16 protein-coding genes are annotated in these 15350 nt (G+C 64.6%); 7 read left to right on the forward strand and 9 right to left on the reverse strand.

Going from position 1 to position 15350, the window contains the following annotated elements; all coding sequences use genetic code 11:
* The first annotated feature begins 49 nt into the window (after window positions 1-49).
* The 4 genes from mnmG to VF617_RS10925 are packed head-to-tail and all read left to right on the forward strand — an operon-like array spanning window position 50 to window position 4168.
* A complete protein-coding gene (mnmG, locus tag VF617_RS10910; protein WP_331014912.1) occupies window positions 50-1882 on the forward strand; it encodes a tRNA uridine-5-carboxymethylaminomethyl(34) synthesis enzyme MnmG in 1833 nt (610 codons plus the stop codon).
* Entirely contained in the window at window positions 1879-2505 is a 627-nt protein-coding gene (locus VF617_RS10915; RefSeq protein WP_331014913.1) for a 16S rRNA (guanine(527)-N(7))-methyltransferase RsmG, read from the forward strand. The genes mnmG and VF617_RS10915 overlap by 4 nt, the downstream gene beginning before the upstream one ends.
* On the forward strand, window positions 2502-3284 hold the full coding sequence (locus VF617_RS10920; protein WP_331014914.1) for a ParA family protein: 783 nt from the start codon (window positions 2502-2504) through the stop codon (window positions 3282-3284). Before VF617_RS10915 ends, VF617_RS10920 begins: the two co-directional genes overlap by 4 nt.
* A complete protein-coding gene (locus VF617_RS10925; RefSeq protein ID WP_331014915.1) occupies window positions 3281-4168 on the forward strand; it encodes a ParB/RepB/Spo0J family partition protein in 888 nt (295 codons plus the stop codon). The genes VF617_RS10920 and VF617_RS10925 overlap by 4 nt, the downstream gene beginning before the upstream one ends.
* Here the strand turns inward: VF617_RS10925 and holA are convergent.
* Genes holA through VF617_RS10945 form a run of 4 tightly spaced genes read right to left on the reverse strand, consistent with a single transcriptional unit; the run spans window position 4165 to window position 8737 of the window.
* Window positions 4165-5181 carry a DNA polymerase III subunit delta gene (holA, locus tag VF617_RS10930; RefSeq protein ID WP_331014916.1) on the reverse strand — a complete coding sequence of 339 codons (1017 nt, stop codon included), beginning with the start codon at window positions 5179-5181 and terminating at the stop codon, window positions 4165-4167. The two genes, VF617_RS10925 and holA, sit on opposite strands and share 4 nt — an antisense overlap.
* Window positions 5178-5702 carry an LPS assembly lipoprotein LptE gene (gene lptE, locus VF617_RS10935; RefSeq protein ID WP_331014917.1) on the reverse strand — a complete coding sequence of 175 codons (525 nt, stop codon included), beginning with the start codon at window positions 5700-5702 and terminating at the stop codon, window positions 5178-5180. Before lptE ends, holA begins: the two co-directional genes overlap by 4 nt.
* Entirely contained in the window at window positions 5699-8251 is a 2553-nt protein-coding gene (gene leuS, locus VF617_RS10940; RefSeq protein ID WP_331014918.1) for a leucine--tRNA ligase, read from the reverse strand. Before leuS ends, lptE begins: the two co-directional genes overlap by 4 nt.
* A 54-nt stretch (window positions 8252-8305) precedes the next feature.
* The gene (locus tag VF617_RS10945) at window positions 8306-8737 is read right to left on the reverse strand and encodes a DUF3576 domain-containing protein (RefSeq protein ID WP_331014919.1); all 432 of its coding nucleotides are present in this window, start codon (window positions 8735-8737) and stop codon (window positions 8306-8308) included.
* A 182-nt stretch (window positions 8738-8919) separates the two neighbouring features.
* Here VF617_RS10945 and VF617_RS10950 point away from each other — a divergent pair, with 182 nt between their 5' ends.
* Window positions 8920-9639, forward strand: coding sequence for a hypothetical protein (locus VF617_RS10950; RefSeq protein WP_331014920.1), 720 nt, complete (start codon window positions 8920-8922; stop codon window positions 9637-9639).
* Window positions 9640-9655: 16 nt separating this feature from the next.
* Here VF617_RS10950 and VF617_RS10955 read toward each other — a convergent pair whose 3' ends face one another.
* Window positions 9656-10180 (reverse strand): thiamine phosphate synthase, encoded by a 525-nt coding sequence (locus VF617_RS10955; protein ID WP_331014921.1) that lies wholly within the window; start codon window positions 10178-10180, stop codon window positions 9656-9658.
* A 22-nt stretch (window positions 10181-10202) separates the two neighbouring features.
* Here VF617_RS10955 and VF617_RS10960 point away from each other — a divergent pair, with 22 nt between their 5' ends.
* Entirely contained in the window at window positions 10203-10871 is a 669-nt protein-coding gene (locus tag VF617_RS10960; RefSeq protein ID WP_331014922.1) for a YggS family pyridoxal phosphate-dependent enzyme, read from the forward strand.
* Entirely contained in the window at window positions 10868-11533 is a 666-nt protein-coding gene (locus VF617_RS10965; protein ID WP_331014923.1) for an HAD family phosphatase, read from the forward strand. Before VF617_RS10960 ends, VF617_RS10965 begins: the two co-directional genes overlap by 4 nt.
* A gap of 19 nt (window positions 11534-11552) precedes the next feature.
* Here the strand turns inward: VF617_RS10965 and ribA are convergent, their stop codons facing one another.
* The 4 genes from ribA to VF617_RS10985 all read right to left on the reverse strand — a co-directional run.
* The gene (gene ribA / locus VF617_RS10970; protein WP_331014924.1) at window positions 11553-12611 is read right to left on the reverse strand and encodes a GTP cyclohydrolase II; all 1059 of its coding nucleotides are present in this window, start codon (window positions 12609-12611) and stop codon (window positions 11553-11555) included.
* Window positions 12608-13390 (reverse strand): exodeoxyribonuclease III, encoded by a 783-nt coding sequence (locus VF617_RS10975; protein ID WP_331014925.1) that lies wholly within the window; start codon window positions 13388-13390, stop codon window positions 12608-12610. The genes ribA and VF617_RS10975 overlap by 4 nt, the downstream gene beginning before the upstream one ends.
* Before the next feature lie 254 nt (window positions 13391-13644).
* Window positions 13645-14262 (reverse strand): outer membrane lipoprotein carrier protein LolA, encoded by a 618-nt coding sequence (locus VF617_RS10980; RefSeq protein ID WP_331014932.1) that lies wholly within the window; start codon window positions 14260-14262, stop codon window positions 13645-13647.
* A gap of 76 nt (window positions 14263-14338) precedes the next feature.
* The coding region (locus VF617_RS10985; RefSeq protein ID WP_331014926.1) for an FtsK/SpoIIIE domain-containing protein at window positions 14339-15350 on the reverse strand (1012 nt) is incomplete at its 5' end.

A 15350-nucleotide genomic window follows, 5' to 3' on the forward strand; every position in this document is an offset into this window, starting at 1 on the left:
CACGTGGAACAGTTTTGACGCGGAGCGACGCAGTCACTAGCGCCGGGATATGGAATTCGATGTCATCGTTATCGGCGGGGGCCATGCGGGCACCGAGGCCGCAGCCGCTGCGGCCCGTCGCGGAGCGCACACGGCCCTGTTGAGCTTCGACCAGTCGAAGGTCGGTGCGATGTCGTGCAATCCGGCTATTGGCGGACTTGGAAAGGGTCATCTGGTGCGTGAAGTCGATGCCTTTGATGGCTTGATTGCACGCGCGGCGGACGCCTCGGCAATTCACTATCGGATGCTTAATCGGTCGAAGGGGACTGCGGTCCAGGGGCCGCGGGTCCAGGCCGATCGCAAGCTCTATGCGGCTTCGATCCAGTCGATGCTTTGCGCGCAAGATGACCTCACGCTCATCGAGGGCGAAGCGGAAGCTCTCACGCTTGAGGGAGGGGGCGTGTCCGGCATCGTTCTCGCCGACGGCAATAGGCTCGGGGCTCGGGCTGTTATCCTCGCTACCGGCACCTTCCTGGGCGGCCGCATCTTCCGGGGCGAAGAGCGTGAAACTGGGGGGCGCGTAGGCGAGGAGGCGGCCACCCGGCTCGCGGAGCAACTTCGTGCGCTGTCGCTCCCAATGGCCCGGCTCAAGACCGGAACGCCCCCGCGCTTGGACGGCAGGACGATAGACTGGGCATGCATCGAGCAGCAGCCATCGGATCTCGATCCATGGACGATGTCGCCACTCACCCCGCACCGCCAATTGCCTCAGTTGCATTGCGGTATCACGCGCACCAATGCGGCGACCCATGATGCGATTCGCTCCGGCCTGGATCGCTCGCCCTTGTTCAGTGGGGCAATCGACGCGCAGGGGCCGCGCTATTGCCCTTCGATCGAAGACAAGATCCACCGGTTCGGGGATAGAGACGGCCATCAGATATTCCTTGAACCCGAGGGTCTCGACACGCACCTGATCTACCCCAACGGCATGTCGACTTCGCTTCCGGTGGACATACAGGTCGCGATGGTCAATTCGATCTCCGGGCTGGAGCGCACCGCGATCGTCACGCCCGGCTATGCTGTCGAGTACGACCATATCGATCCGCGGGCCCTCGATGCGGCGCTGGGTCTTCCGCAAATCCCCGGCGTTTATTGCGCCGGCCAGATCAACGGGACGACCGGCTATGAGGAAGCGGCGGGGCAGGGTCTGGTCGCGGGCATCAATGCCGCTGCACATGCGCTCGATACCGAGCCGCTGATCCTGGACCGCACCACCAGCTACCTTGGCGTCATGATCGACGATCTCGTTCTCCAGGGTGTGACGGAGCCCTACAGGATGCTCACGTCCCGCGCCGAATTCCGCCTGCGTCTCCGTGCCGATAATGCCGAAACGCGCCTTGGCGCAATCGCCGCTGGCCTCCATTGCCTCGGCCCCCAGCGGCTCACGCGGCTCCACCAAAGGACCCGCGAACGGGCCCGCCTCGAGGGGACGTTCGAGGCATCGCTTACCGCAAGCCAGCTCGCCGGACGCGGCGCGCTGGTGGGGCAGGATGGCGCGCGCCGATCCGCAAAGGAATGGCTGCGCTTCGCGAGCGTGGACCTGGGCCATCTCGGGATCGAATGGAAGGGCGATCCGGCCATGCTCACCGAGTTTGCGGAGGATGCGCGTTACGCGCCGTATCTCGAACGCCAGGAGGCGGAGGTGTCGGCGCTGCGCGGTAATGACAATGTGCGCCTCCGGGATGATCTGGACTTCGCCACGGTTCCCGGACTGTCTAACGAAATGATTGAGCGCCTGAGTGCCGCCCGCCCTCAAACCTTGGGTGCAGCGGCACGCATACGAGGTATCACACCCGCGGCGTTATCCGCCATCCTGCTCCAGGCCAGGAAGCGAGCGGCGTGACTGAGGACGAGGCCGTACAGTGGGTTGCCGCACGTTTCGGTGTTTCACGTGAAACATCCTTGCGCAAATTCGAAGCTATCCTGCGGGAAGAAGCACCACGTCAGAATTTGATATCCGCGTCGTCCTTCGATCAACTCTGGTCCCGCCACTTCGTCGATTCCGCCCAGCTCATCGATGCGGCCTCTGGCGCGCGGGCAGATGGCATTTGGCTTGATGTCGGAACCGGAGCCGGTATGCCGGGGCTGATCGTGGCTATCCTGATCGATCGTCCTGTCGTCATGGTGGAGCCCCGCGCCAAGCGTGCCGATTTTCTATATCGCGCCGCAGTCATGCTGGGGATCGGCTCTCGTGTCGAAGTCCAGCCGCGTCGAATAGAGACTTATCACCCTCCAGAATCTGCCGCCGTCGTCAGTGCACGTGCGGTGTCCGAACTTTCGCAGTTGCTGTCATCCACGTATCACTGCACAGATTCGTCCACAATCTGGTTGCTGCCCAAGGGCCGCGCCGCGCAATCTGAGGTGGAAGCCGCTCGCTCGAAATGGCAAGGTTCGTTCCACGTGGAACAGAGCGTCACGCAGGCTGATTCCGGCATCGTGATTGCTCAAGGGGTGCGCCCAAGATGATCGTCATCGCGATTGCGAACCAAAAGGGGGGGGTCGGCAAGACCACGACCGCTATCAATGTGGGTACTGCACTGGCCGCCACCGGCCAGCGCGTTTTGCTCCTCGATCTAGACCCACAGGGCAACGCTTCCACGGGCCTTGGCATCTCGCGCACAGATCGCAAGCATTCGACCTACGATTTGCTCGTCACCGAGGCCACTCTCGAAGATGTCGCGAGTGCGACAAAGGTGCCCGGCCTCGATATTGTGCCGGCAACCCAGGACCTGTCGGGGGCGGAAATCGAGCTGATCGAATTCGAAGCGCGAACGCACCGCCTGGATGCAGCGATCGGGCGTCATGCAGCTGATCGGTGGGATGTCGTGCTGATCGATTGCCCGCCATCGCTGGGCTTGCTGACGATTAACGCGATGGTCGCGGCGCACGCCTTGCTCGTGCCGCTGCAATGCGAGTTTTTCGCGCTGGAAGGCCTCAGCCAGCTGCTGAACACAGTCGAACGCATCCGTAGCCGCTTCAACCCGGGCCTTTCGATTCTCGGCGTCGCGCTCACAATGTACGATCGCCGCAATCGCCTGACGGACCAGGTTTCCGACGATGTCCGCGCGGTGCTCGGGCGCGTGGTGTTTGACACTGTGATCCCGCGTAACGTGCGCCTTTCCGAAGCCCCGAGCCACGGGCTGCCCGCCTTGATCTACGATCACCGCTGTGCCGGCTCGGAAGCCTATATCGCTCTCGCGCGCGAAGTGATCGATCGCCTGCCCAAGCTCAAGAAGGCCGCATGACCGAAACCACCCGCAAACCCCGCCTCGGCCTTGGCCGCGGGCTATCCTCGCTCCTCGGCGACAATGTCCCTGAGGCTTCGATCAATGGACCCCCCCAAGGTCCGGGGGCAGGGGGCTTGCGTATGCTGCCGGTAAGCGCGCTCACTCCGCATCCGGGCCAGCCACGCCGTTATTTCGACGAGACCGCGCTCGAGGATCTTGCGCTGTCGATCCAGTCGCGCGGGCTGATCCAGCCGATCGTCGTGCGCCCGATCGGCCATAACTATCAGATCGTCGCCGGCGAGCGTCGCTGGCGCGCCGCCCAGCGCGCCCGGCTGCACGAAGTCCCCGTCATCGTCCGCGAACTGGACGACGCGGAGACGATGGAAATCGCGCTGGTCGAGAATATTCAGCGTGAAGACCTCAATGTGATCGAAGAGGCCGAAGCTTATCAGCGACTGATCGGGGAGTTCGGCCATACCCAGGAAGCGCTTGGCAAGCTGGTCCACAAGTCGCGCAGCCATGTAGCTAATTTATTGAGATTGCTGGAGCTTCCGGCTGGTGTCCGCGAAATGGTGATGACCGGTGCAATCGATATGGGCCATGCCCGCGCGCTGATCGGTGCGCCCGATGCCGAGCGTCTCGCCCGTCAGGTCGCCGACAAGGGCCTCTCGGTGCGCGAGACAGAGAAGCTCGCGCGCGCCGCCAAGCCGGCTTCGAAGCGCAAGGGCGATGCCGCGATCCGCGACGCCGATATCACTGCGCTAGAGCACCAGCTCGGCGACGTGCTCGGTCTCAATATCCGCATCGCGCATGGCCCCAAGGGCGGCACGCTCACCTTGAGCTATTCGACGCTCGATCAGCTCGACATGATCTGTCAGCGGCTCACCGGCGAGCGGATCTAGCTTCGGGCCCGCGCCGCCGCGCGCGCGATCGCGGTGCATTCGGCCTCGGCAAGCACTTCGCCTGCGCTGGCCGAACGCATGATCGCGCGTTCGGCCTCGCGCACGCGATCCACCGCCCGAGCTATCTGGGCAGCGTTCCAGCGGCGCAGCGCGCGGCCGGTGGCATCCTGCTCACGAAAGAAAACACGATGTTTCTCAAGTACTTCCTTGGCGGAGAGTCCATTGTCCAAATCGATCCGCATTTCCGCCAGGCTCACCAGCCGCTTTCCCAGCTGGCGCATAAGCGGCACGCCGACGCCGTCGCCCAGCCGGGCCAGCTCGCTGCCGATATCGGCAACGCGGCCATCGAGCACCGCGCCGATGGCGTGGCTCAATTCGGTATCGCCCAGATCCGCGCCGATGGCGTCTAGCGCAGCCCCGTCCGCATCGCGGGGCCGGTCCGGCGCCGCATCGAGATACAGCGCCAGCTTCTCGATCTCGCGCGCCAGGATCGCACGATCCCCCGCGCACGCAGTCGCCAGCCGCTGGGGCACGTCGCCGGTCAGCCGCAGCCCATGTTCCCGCGCCACCGTGGCCGCGAGCTTGGTCGCCTCGATACCCTCCGGCACATAACAGCCATGCGAAAGGGCGGCGGGCGCGGAGATCACGGTCTTAACCAGCTTCCCGCTCGCCTTGAGCCCCGGCCCGATCGCCACGACCGGATTGCCCGCGCGTTCGGCGCTCAGCAGCAGACCGATCGACTCCGCGGCGCCTTCGTCGGCGCCCAGCAATCGAATATAGCGCACTCCGCCAAACAGCGAGAGCGAGGCGGCTTCGTCCGCGAGCCGTCCCGGCTGTTCGCGAAGTGCCTTCATGTCCAGGTCGATTCGCTCCACGTCCGGCCCCAGCGCGCGCGCCAGTCGCTCGGCCAGGTCGGCCGCGCCGGCCTCGTCGGGCCCGTGGAACAGATAGAGTCGAGTCGCCGGATTTGGCTTGTCGACTGCGGCGCGAATCTGCGCCGGGCTTGCCTTCACTGGGCCGAAGCCCCCTGAGTCGCTCCCGAAGCGCTTGCCTGGGCATAACGTGCGACGCGGGCGACGATCTGGTCGGCGACAATCCCCGAAAGCCGTTCGAGGGCGCTGTTTTCGGCGGCGATCGTTGCATATTCGCTGCCTACCACGTCGATGCCCGCGTCCGAGCCTGCGGTGGCGTCCAGCACCACCGTGCCGTTGCTCAGGTCTACAAGCTGATAGCGCGCCCGCAGCGTCCGCCGCTCGCGCGCCACCGAATCGTCGCGGCGCACGCCCAGGCCGGCGATCTGGTCGTCCAGCTTGATCTCCAGCCGGTATCGTTTCGCCGCGCCGCCGCCCATGTCCAGCCGGTCCTTCAATGCGTTGGTGACTAGCCAGCCCGATTTGCCTTCGATCGGCGCAACCTCGACCGCGGCCAGCGTGGATTGCACCGGCCCCGCCGATCCTCCGCCATAAAGCGGGCGAAGGCCGCCACAGCCTGAAAGCGCCAGTGCCAGCGCGCCAAGGAGGCCGAGGCGCTTCACAGGACGATATTCACCAGACGGTCGGGCACGACGATCACCTTTTTGGGCACATTGCCTTCGAGCAGTCGAACGATCTTGTCGGAGGCGAGTGCCGCCGCCTCGACAATATCCCTCGCCGCGCCCTTGGGCATTACCAGCGTATCGCGCAGCTTGCCATTCACCTGAATAGCGATCGTCGCTTCGTCGTCGACCAGCAGGCTGGCATCGACTTCCGGCCAGGCCGCGTCGGCGATCAGCCCCTCGCCGCCGATGCGCGCCCAGGCCTCTTCGGCCAGGTGGGGGATCATCGGGCTCACCAGGCGGATCAGGGCCCGCGCGGCGTCGTCCCGGTCGGGTGAGGGGGCGGCCTTTTCGATCGCGGCCACCAGCGTGAAGAGCTTGGCCACCGCCTTGTTGAAATGCAGCGCCTCGACATCGTCCGCCACGCCCTTGGTCGTGCGGTGGAGCAATTTCCGCAGCTCCATATTGTCGCCGCCCTGCGTCGCGGGCTCGGCGTCGATCACGCGCCAGACGCGCTGGACGAAGCGCCACGCGCCTTCGATGCCGTTCTCGCTCCATTCCAGATCGCGCTCGGGGGGCGAGTCGGAAAGCATGAACCAGCGCACTGCGTCCGCGCCATATTGATCGACGATCGGCTCGGGATCGACGGTGTTCTTCTTCGACTTCGACATCTTTTCGATGCGGCCCCGGATGACAGGCTGCCCGGTCGATCGTTCGAAAAGTTTTCCTTCGGGGTCTGCTCCAACTTCAGGCGGAGAGAGCCATCTCATTAGCCCAGGTCCGAGGTCATCCCCATCGAACATAGGAGTCGCATACGTCTCATGCGTCACCATTCCCTGGGTAAACAGCCCCGCGAACGGCTCCGCCACATCGAGCCGCCCGAGATGCGCCAGCGCGCGGGTCCAGAAGCGCGCATAGAGCAGATGCAGGATCGCATGCTCCACCCCGCCGATATATTGCCCCACCGGCAGCCATTGCTCGGCCACTGCCTTGTCGAAGGGCTTGTCCTTGGGCTGGCTGGCGAAGCGGATGAAATACCAGGACGAATCGACGAATGTGTCGAGCGTATCGGTCTCGCGCCGCGCCGGCTTGCCGCAGCCTGGGCAATCGACATGCTTCCAGGTCGGATGGCGATCGAGCGGATTGCCGGGAATGTCGAAGCTCACATCCTCTGGCAGCACGATCGGCAGCGATTCGCGGGGGGCGGGGACGACGCCGCACGCCTCGCAATGGATGATCGGGATCGGGGTTCCCCAGTAACGCTGGCGCGAAACGCCCCAGTCGCGCAGCCGCCACACGGTCGTGCCCTTGCCCCAGCCGCCCTGCTCGGCGTGCTCGATCACGGCGCGTTTCGCTTCGGGCACATCCATGCGATCCAGGAATTGCGAATTCACTAGTGTGCCGGGGCCGGTATACGCCTCCGATTCAACGAATTCCGCCTCTGTCTTTTCCCCTTCGGAAACCACCCGGCGGATCGGCAGAGCGTACTTCGTGGCGAACTCGAAATCGCGCTGGTCGTGCGCCGGCACGCCGAAGACTGCGCCAGTGCCATAATCCATCAGCACGAAATTCGCGATATAAACCGGTAATTCCCATGCCGGATCAAAGGGATGCACGGCACGAAGGCCCGTATCCAGGCCCAGTTTCTCCTGCGTCTCCAGCTCGGCCGCGGTCGTGCCCCCCTGCTTGCAGCGCTCGATGAAAGCAGCTGCATTGAGGTCAACTTCGCCTAAACTTCGGGCGATCGGATGGTCCGGGGCGATCGCGACGAAGCTCGATCCGAAGATCGTGTCGGGTCGCGTCGTGAAGACTTCGACGTCGCCCGCCCCGGATTGATTCGGCGAAAGCACAAAGCGAAACTGCAGCCCCTGGCTCTTGCCGATCCAGTTCTCCTGCATCAGCTTGACCTTGTCGGGCCAATGTTCGAGCCCCTGCACGCCGGTAAGCAGATCGTCGGCAAACTGCGTGATCTTGAGGAACCACTGGCTCAATTTGCGCCGCTCGATCGCCGCGCCCGAACGCCAGCCCTTGCCGTCGATCACCTGCTCGTTGGCAAGCACGGTCATATCGACCGGGTCCCAGTTGACCGCCGATTCCTTGCGATAGACGAGGCCCGCTTCGAGGAAATCGAGGAACAGCGCCTGCTCATGCCCGTAATATTCGGGCTCACAGGTGGCCAGCTCGCGGCTCCAGTCGAGCGCGAAGCCCAGCCGTTTGAGCTGTGCCTTCATCGTCGCGATATTTGCGCGGGTCCAGCCGCCGGGATGGACCTGCCTCTCCATCGCCGCATTTTCAGCGGGCATGCCGAATGCGTCCCATCCCATCGGGTGGAGCACTTCATAGCCGCGCATCCGGCGGAAGCGCGCGAGCACGTCGCCCATCGTGTAATTGCGCACATGCCCCATATGGATGCGCCCCGAAGGATAGGGAAACATCTCGAGCACATAGGATTTGGGCTTGGGCGAATCGTCGCGGGCGGCAAAGGTCTGGTTGTCGTCCCAGGCCTTTTGCCACGCGGCGTCCGCCTTCAAAGGATTGAAGCGCGACACGCTTAATTTCCTAATGGCTTCGGTGGCGGAGTGGGCCGGCACCGCGATAAAACACTAATCCGTCAGCGCGGAGCGGCGCAGGTCGCGGGCACGGGTGAGGATGATGTCCTCGAGCTTCTGCACCGTCGCCGCCTGCACCGGGGCGGCCACCCATGCGCCGCTGGTGTTGATTTCGCGCAGCGCCGCGACGCGCAGGGCGTCAGCGCGCAGATCCTTGTCAAGGATCGTCACGGTCACCTTCATCCGCTCGGTCGGCGTATTGGGGTTCACATACCAGTCGGTGACGATCACGCCCCCGTTCGAATCGGTCTGGAGCAGCGGCATGAAGCTCAGCGTGTCCAGGCTCGCGCGCCATAGATAGGAATTGACGCCGATGGTGGTCACTTGGCTTGCCGCGAGATCGGCTTTCGGACGATCCTTGCCGCCGCACGCGGCGATCGAAAGGGCAAGCGATCCGAGGATCGCAGCGCGCAACAGGCGGTTCATCGAGACATTCCTAAAGGCAGATGACTAGGCGAAGCATCTATAGTGCCGCTTGTGGCGGTAGCAAGGCGGCACGGAGAGAGCCGGAATCTGTGTGTGTGAGGCAACAGTCTGAGTAAATTTATGTCACCGGTGGAACCTCGCTTCCGAATCATGGTAGGCATATTTACGTCAAGGGGATGGAAATGCGTTTGAAGCGCTGGATGACGGGACTTGGAGCAGGGGTGCTGTGCGCCACTGCGGCCCTTGTCGCGCCTGTTCTCCAGGCTCAGGATCGCGCCGATCGTGCCCTTGCCAAGCGCCCGTCGCTCTCGGCGCGCGGCGGAATAGACACCTTCACGCCGGCTGCGGCCGATCCCAAGCTTGCCGCGATTCTGGCGCGTTCCGGCTTGGCCGATGGCGGCTTCCGCTTCACGCCTTCCGATTCGCGCCGTGGCGCCGATCGCGCGGTCACCGTGGCTGTCCGCGCCCGTTCGACTCGCACTGCGCAGGTCACGCAGGTCGCTTCGGCTACCACCCCATCGCTCAGCCTCGCGCCGATCGCCTATAATCTCGGCGTCTCGGTCGGGTGGAAACGTTTCGCGGTGTCGGGCGACGTGAGCAAGATCGATCTGGTCACGCAGCCGGGTGGTCGTGAACGCGCCGATCTCGGCGTCAGCTACACGGGCAAGCGCGCCAGTGGCCGCATCACCGCCAATGCCGAGCGCCCGGTGACCAGCGCCCCCGCACTCACCGGCGGACAGCCTAATTATTCGATCGATCTTGGCGGCTCCTATTCGGTCACGCGTAATCTCGCGGTGACTGCGGGCGTCCGCTACAAGAGCGAAGACCAGCGCTTGCGCCTCACGCCGGATAATCGCCGTGACAGCCAGGCGGTCTATGTGGGCACTGCTTTCCGCTTCTGACCGGGTACGTCTGCGGCTAATCGTGCATCCAGGCATCGATCGCCCCCCATCCATGAAAGCCTAGACCCCGCAGCGCTTTGGCGCGATCGGCATCTATTCCGCCGAGCGCGATCACCGGCGATCTGATTTCGCGAACCAGCAGCCCCCCACGCACTCGGCCCAGCGTCCTCGCGCCCGGATGCGAGGCGGTCGCGAAGATCGGCGACACAAAGACGAGGGCCGCTCCCGCCCGCCTCGCGGTCACTGCCGCCGCGCGGTCATGCACTGCCCAGCTCACAAAACCCCGCCCGGGGGCTCCATGCACGCCCTGTTCGCCCGGCAATGCACAGGTACCGGCCCGGAGCAGCAACAGCCGTCGCTTGCGTGCGATTTTCGCGATTCTCCGAAACAGCGAAACCCGCTCGGCTCGGGCCAGCGCATAGTGCCGGAAAACAACGCCGCTCCCGCGCGGAAGCCGTTCTAGGGCGCTCCACAGCCCATCGCCCATCCGCTCATCGGTCATCAGCCACAGGCGGGGGATCGGGGGGTGGCGGCGGGGCATCGCCCTGCCTATAGCGCGCGTCATGCCGTTAGACGACGCTTCCGAACGCCTCGCCGGGATCCGGGATCGCATCGCCCGCGCAGCGCGCCTGGCGCAGCGCGAGCCCCAATCGGTCGCGCTGGTCGCAGTTTCCAAGATGCACGATGCGGATGCGATCCGCCCCCTGATCGATGCCGGCCAGCGCGTCTTCGGGGAAAACCGAGTGCAGGAGGCGCAGGGCAAATGGCCGGCATTGCGTGACGAGGCCCCGGGCCTGGAGCTTCACCTTGTCGGGCAGCTCCAGTCGAACAAGGCCGGGGAAGCCGTGGCGCTGTTCGATGCGATTCATTCGGTGGATCGCCCTTCGCTGGTCACTGCGCTGGCGCGGGCGATGGACCATGACGGCAGGCGTCCCGCATGCTTCGTGCAGGTCAATATCGGCGCGGAGGACCAGAAGGGCGGCTGCGCGGTCGATGCGCTGCCCGAATTGCTCTCCCAGGCGCGCGCCGCCGATCTCCCGCTCGCCGGCCTGATGTGCGTTCCCCCGCTCGAACTGGAACCTGCCCCCTATTTCGCGCTGCTGGCCAAGATCGCCCGCGACCACGGCCTCGATGGCCTGAGCATGGGAATGTCCGGCGATTTCGAAACTGCCGTTACAATCGGGGCTACGCATGTCCGCATCGGCACCGCGCTGTTCGGCGCGCACGCGTGAACTTCGACGCCATCATCTTCGACTTTGACGGCGTGCTTCTCGAAAGTGAATATGCCGGCAATCGCCAGATCGCCGAATATCTCACCAATATGGGCCACCCGACCACGCCCGAAGAATCCATGGCCAATTTCATGGGCCTCGCCGGCAAGGATTTCCTCGCCGCTATAGAGCGCTGGATTGGCCACGCGCTGCCCGGCGATTTCCACGCGGCGCGCGAAGCGGAAGACCGGCGCGCGGTCGAGGAGGGCATCGCCGAAGTCGCCGGCGCCGTCGCGTTCGTCCGAAGCCTGCCCGCCGATCTCCCCCGGGCAATCGCGTCGTCGAGCTCGACCCCCTGGATCACGGCGCATCTCGACCACCTCGGTATCCGCGACGCTTTCGGCGATCACATCTATAGCGGTCGCGAGCATGTGACGCGCGGCAAGCCCGCCCCCGATCTCTACCTGTTCGCAGCTGCCCGGCTCGGCATCCCGATCGAGCGATGCGTGATCCTCGAGGATTCGCCGGTGGGCGCAACTGGCGCGGTCGCCTCTGGCGCCACGGTCATCGGCCTATGCGCCGGCCGTCATTGCGGCATAGGCCATGCGGACCGCCTCCGCGCTCTCGGCGTGCGCCACATCGCGCATGACTTCGACCAGGCCGCGCGGCTGATCTTGGCCTAACCTTGACCAACCTTTCGGCTCAGAACTGATGTCCGGTGCGGTCGCGCTTGGTGGCGAGATAGCGTTCGTTGTGGGGGTTGGGGGGGAGATGGTGCGCAACGCGCTCGATAACCGTGACTCCTGCCGCTTCCAGCGCTGCTACCTTTTCCGGATTGTTGGTCAACAGGCGAACCTGGCGCTGCCCGAGCAATGTCAGCATCCGCGCCGCCACCGCGAAGTTGCGCGAGTCGACGGCGAAGCCCAGCCGCGTATTGGCATCCACGGTGTCGAAGCCCTGGTCCTGGAGCGCATAAGCGCGCAGCTTGTTGATCAGGCCGATCCCGCGCCCTTCCTGGCGCAGATAGAGCAGGATGCCCCACCCGCTCGCCGCGATCTCGCGCACCGCCGCGTCGAGCTGCGGCCCGCAATCGCATTTGAGGCTGCCGAGCACATCGCCGGTCAGGCACTCGCTGTGCAGCCGCACCAGCGGCGGCGTGCCCTTCGGCGCGCCGATCAGCAGCGCGACATGCTCGCCGGGCATCTCGTCGGTGCGAAAGGCGACGATCTCGGCATTCTCGGCACCCTCTACCGGAAGACGCGCCCGCGCCACGATGCGAAGCCGGTCGGCATCCTCATGCGCGTCGATGTCGGCGGGCGTGACTCGCTCCTCATCAGCAGCAACCCGCACGAAGAATGCCGGCAGCAGCCCCGCGATGCGCGCGAGCCGCAGCGCTGCCGCCGCAAGCTCGGGCCGATCGACTGCAATCGCGCGAAACGGCCCCTTTAGCGGCGTCGCCAGATCGAGTTGCGGATCGGAAAGCGCAGTCGCGGTGTCGAAATCGAGCCAGGGCACGCGCTCGATCAGCACCGGTCCATCAGGGGTTGCGGCGTCGAGCTGATTGGCGAGCTTGAGCGTGGCCGCGCGCCCAGCCGAAAACAGCAGCGGTGCGGTCCCCTCGGGATCGAACGCACGCAGCCGCCCGGCATCCCCCGTCTCGACCGCGAGGAGGGCCAAGTCGCCGATCGCCACCGGCCACCCACGCCGCAGCGCATCAACTGCGCGGGCGACTTTGACTGCCGGGGCGCGCGGATCGCTCAAAAGGCGAACTCGGTGATCAGCGGCACATGATCCGAAGGCTTGAGCCAGCTCCGGCACGGCTCGCAGACCTTATGGCTTATCGCCTTCTCGGCGATGTCGCGGCTGGCCCACATATGATCGAGCCGTCGCCCGCGGTCGTTCGCGGTCCAATCCTTCGATCGATAGCTCCACCAAGTGAAGCAGCGCTCGGGCGCGGGAATGAAGCGGCGGCCGAGATCGACCCAGTCGTGCGCTGCTTCCAGCCGCCCCAGCGTCTCGACTTCGATCGGCGTGTGGCTGACCACCCCAAGCAACTGCTTGTGGCTCCACACATCGCATTCGAGCGGCGCGACGTTGAAATCGCCGGTCAGGATCGTCGGCACGCTGAGGTCTTTGGCCCAGGCGATCATCCGCTCGAGAAAATCAAGCTTCTGGCCGAATTTGGGATTCACTTCGCGATCGGGAATGTCTCCGCCCGCCGGCACATAGACATTCTCGAGCCGAACTCCGTTCGGCAGCCGTACGCCAACATGGCGCGCCTCGCGATTTGCCTGCCAATCGAAGCGATCGTCTTCCACCACGGGAACCCGGCTGATGATCGCCACCCCGTGATGCATCCGCTGCCCGTGCTTGATGATATGATCATAGCCGAGCTTGCGGAATGGTCCTTCCGGAAAGTCGCCGTCGATCACCTTGGTTTCCTGCAGGCACAGGATGTCGGGCGCTTCCTCGCGGAGGAATTGCTCGACGATCTCGATGCGGAAGCGGACCGAATTGATGTTCCAGGAAGCGATCTTCATCGCGAGCGATGTAGAGTCTGTTTGGTTGCGGTGCCAGCCCGCGAAGCCCAGCGCCACAAAACGGAAAGGCCCCCGCTCCGGGGGCATTGGAGCGAGGGCCGACCTAGCGTTCGTCACGCAGGCAGGATGTGGTGTCCGTCCGGGCAACAGGGGGAAAATCCCGGCTCAAGCCCCACATCCGCACGTCCGTTTTAGGGCTGACAACCTGTCGCCAGCATGAACGAAGTTAAGAATCGCTCGCAGTTCGTCGCAGATCAGCGTGTCCTCGGCCCCTTGGCGCGCGGGTCGTTCCAGCGAAACGCGCCATCGGAAACCGCGGCGTTGAAGCGCTGGTTGGACAGGCGGATCGTAGTGCGGTTGTTCTGCGAATCGAGCGCGACCCACCCCTGCAGCATGAGGCCCGAGGGCGCCGTCGCGCTCTTCTGGAAGATCATGGTGATCCGGCCATATTCGGGATGCGCCTTGTCGTGCACCTCTATCGAAATTACGCGCGGATCCGCAGTTGGCTTCAGTTTGGCGTATTTCGTAATATCGCGCTTGGGGTTGAGCAGCACCGCCAGCGGCGAATTTCCGATCGGCCAGCGATCAACCTGGCGCACCTGATAATCGATGAAATAAAGGCTACGCCCATCGGCGACGATGAGCTGGGGCACGCCCTTTTGATATTGAAAGCGGATCTTGCCCGGGCGCTTGAGAGTCATCGTGCCGCTTAGGGTTCGGCCGTTGCGGTCGGTCTGTGCGAAATCCGCGGTCATGCTGGATACGCCCTGCAGATGCTGCTGCACCTGAGTCATCTCCGGGCCGGCGGCCGATATCAGCGCCGGCGCTATGAGCGCGAGACTGAAGGCAAGGGGTCGTGCAAACACGCATATTCTCCGAAAGCTTGAAGGCGCCGCTAGGCGAGGCGGCTTGAATGGCCCCTGAACCCCGCTGGCGATCGATCGATCCTCAAACCGCCCGCCCGTCGGTATCCATCAGCACTTCGCGCCGGCCGACATGGTCCGGGCGCGAGACCAGGCCTTCGCGTTCCATCCGCTCGATAAGCCGCGCTGCCGAATTGTATCCGACGCGGAGCTGGCGCTGCAGCCACGAGGTCGACGCCTTCTGGCTCTCGGCGACAAGCTGAGCGGCGCGGCGATACAGCTGCTCTTCGGGCGTGTCGTCGCCCTCGGGAGCGCCGTCCATGCTGAAGCCGCCGTCCTCGGGCTCTTCGGTCACCGCCGAGATATAATCGGGCTCACCCTGCGAGCGCCAGAATTCGGCGACCGCCATGACTTCATCGTCGCTCACGAACGGCCCGTGCACGCGCGCTAGCTGCTTGCCTCCAGGCATGTAGAGCATGTCGCCCTTGCCCAGCAGCTGCTCGGCCCCCTGTTCGCCCAGGATCGTCCGCGAATCGATCTTCGAAGTGACGTGGAAGGAGATGCGCGTGGGCAAATTGGCCTTGATCACGCCGGTGATGACATCGACCGAGGGGCGCTGCGTCGCCATGATCAGGTGGATGCCCGCCGCGCGTGCCTTCTGCGCGAGCCGCTGGATCAGGAACTCGACCTCCTTGCCGGCGGTCATCATCAGGTCGGCGAGCTCGTCGACGATGACGACGATCTGCGGCAGCACCTCGTAGTCCAGTTCCTCCATTTCGTATTTCGGCTGGCCGGTTTCCGAATCGTACCCCGTCTGCACCCGCCGCCCCATCGACTGGCCCTTGCCCTTCGCTTCGCGCACCTTGGCGTTGAAGCTGGAGAGCTGGCGCACCCCGACCGAAGCCATCATCCGGTAGCGCTCCTCCATCTGCTCGACGGTCCATTTCAGCGCGCGGATCGCCTTGGCCGGCTCGGTCACCACCGGCGCCAGCAGATGCGGAATATCGTCGTAGATCGACAGCTCCAGCATTTTGGGGTCGATCATGATCATCCGGCACTGCTCGGGCGTCAGCCGGTAGAGCAAGGACAGGATCATG

Source organism: Sphingomonas sp. (genome assembly GCF_036388215.1).
Taxonomy (GTDB): domain Bacteria; phylum Pseudomonadota; class Alphaproteobacteria; order Sphingomonadales; family Sphingomonadaceae; genus Sphingomonas.

Bases quoted from the DNA above. Each gene is read 5' to 3' on its own strand.
- mnmG (WP_331014912.1), top strand. From the start codon at position 50: ATGGAATTCGATGTCATCGTTATCGGCGGGGGCCATGCGGGCACCGAG.
- VF617_RS10925 (WP_331014915.1), top strand. From the start codon at position 3,281: ATGACCGAAACCACCCGCAAACCCCGCCTCGGCCTTGGCCGCGGGCTA.
- VF617_RS10950 (WP_331014920.1), top strand. From the start codon at position 8,920: ATGCGTTTGAAGCGCTGGATGACGGGACTTGGAGCAGGGGTGCTGTGC.
- VF617_RS10955 (WP_331014921.1), bottom strand. From the start codon at position 10,180: ATGCCCCGCCGCCACCCCCCGATCCCCCGCCTGTGGCTGATGACCGAT.
- VF617_RS10960 (WP_331014922.1), top strand. From the start codon at position 10,203: ATGCCGTTAGACGACGCTTCCGAACGCCTCGCCGGGATCCGGGATCGC.
- VF617_RS10920 (WP_331014914.1), top strand. From the start codon at position 2,502: ATGATCGTCATCGCGATTGCGAACCAAAAGGGGGGGGTCGGCAAGACC.
- VF617_RS10945 (WP_331014919.1), bottom strand. From the start codon at position 8,737: ATGAACCGCCTGTTGCGCGCTGCGATCCTCGGATCGCTTGCCCTTTCG.
- VF617_RS10975 (WP_331014925.1), bottom strand. From the start codon at position 13,390: ATGAAGATCGCTTCCTGGAACATCAATTCGGTCCGCTTCCGCATCGAG.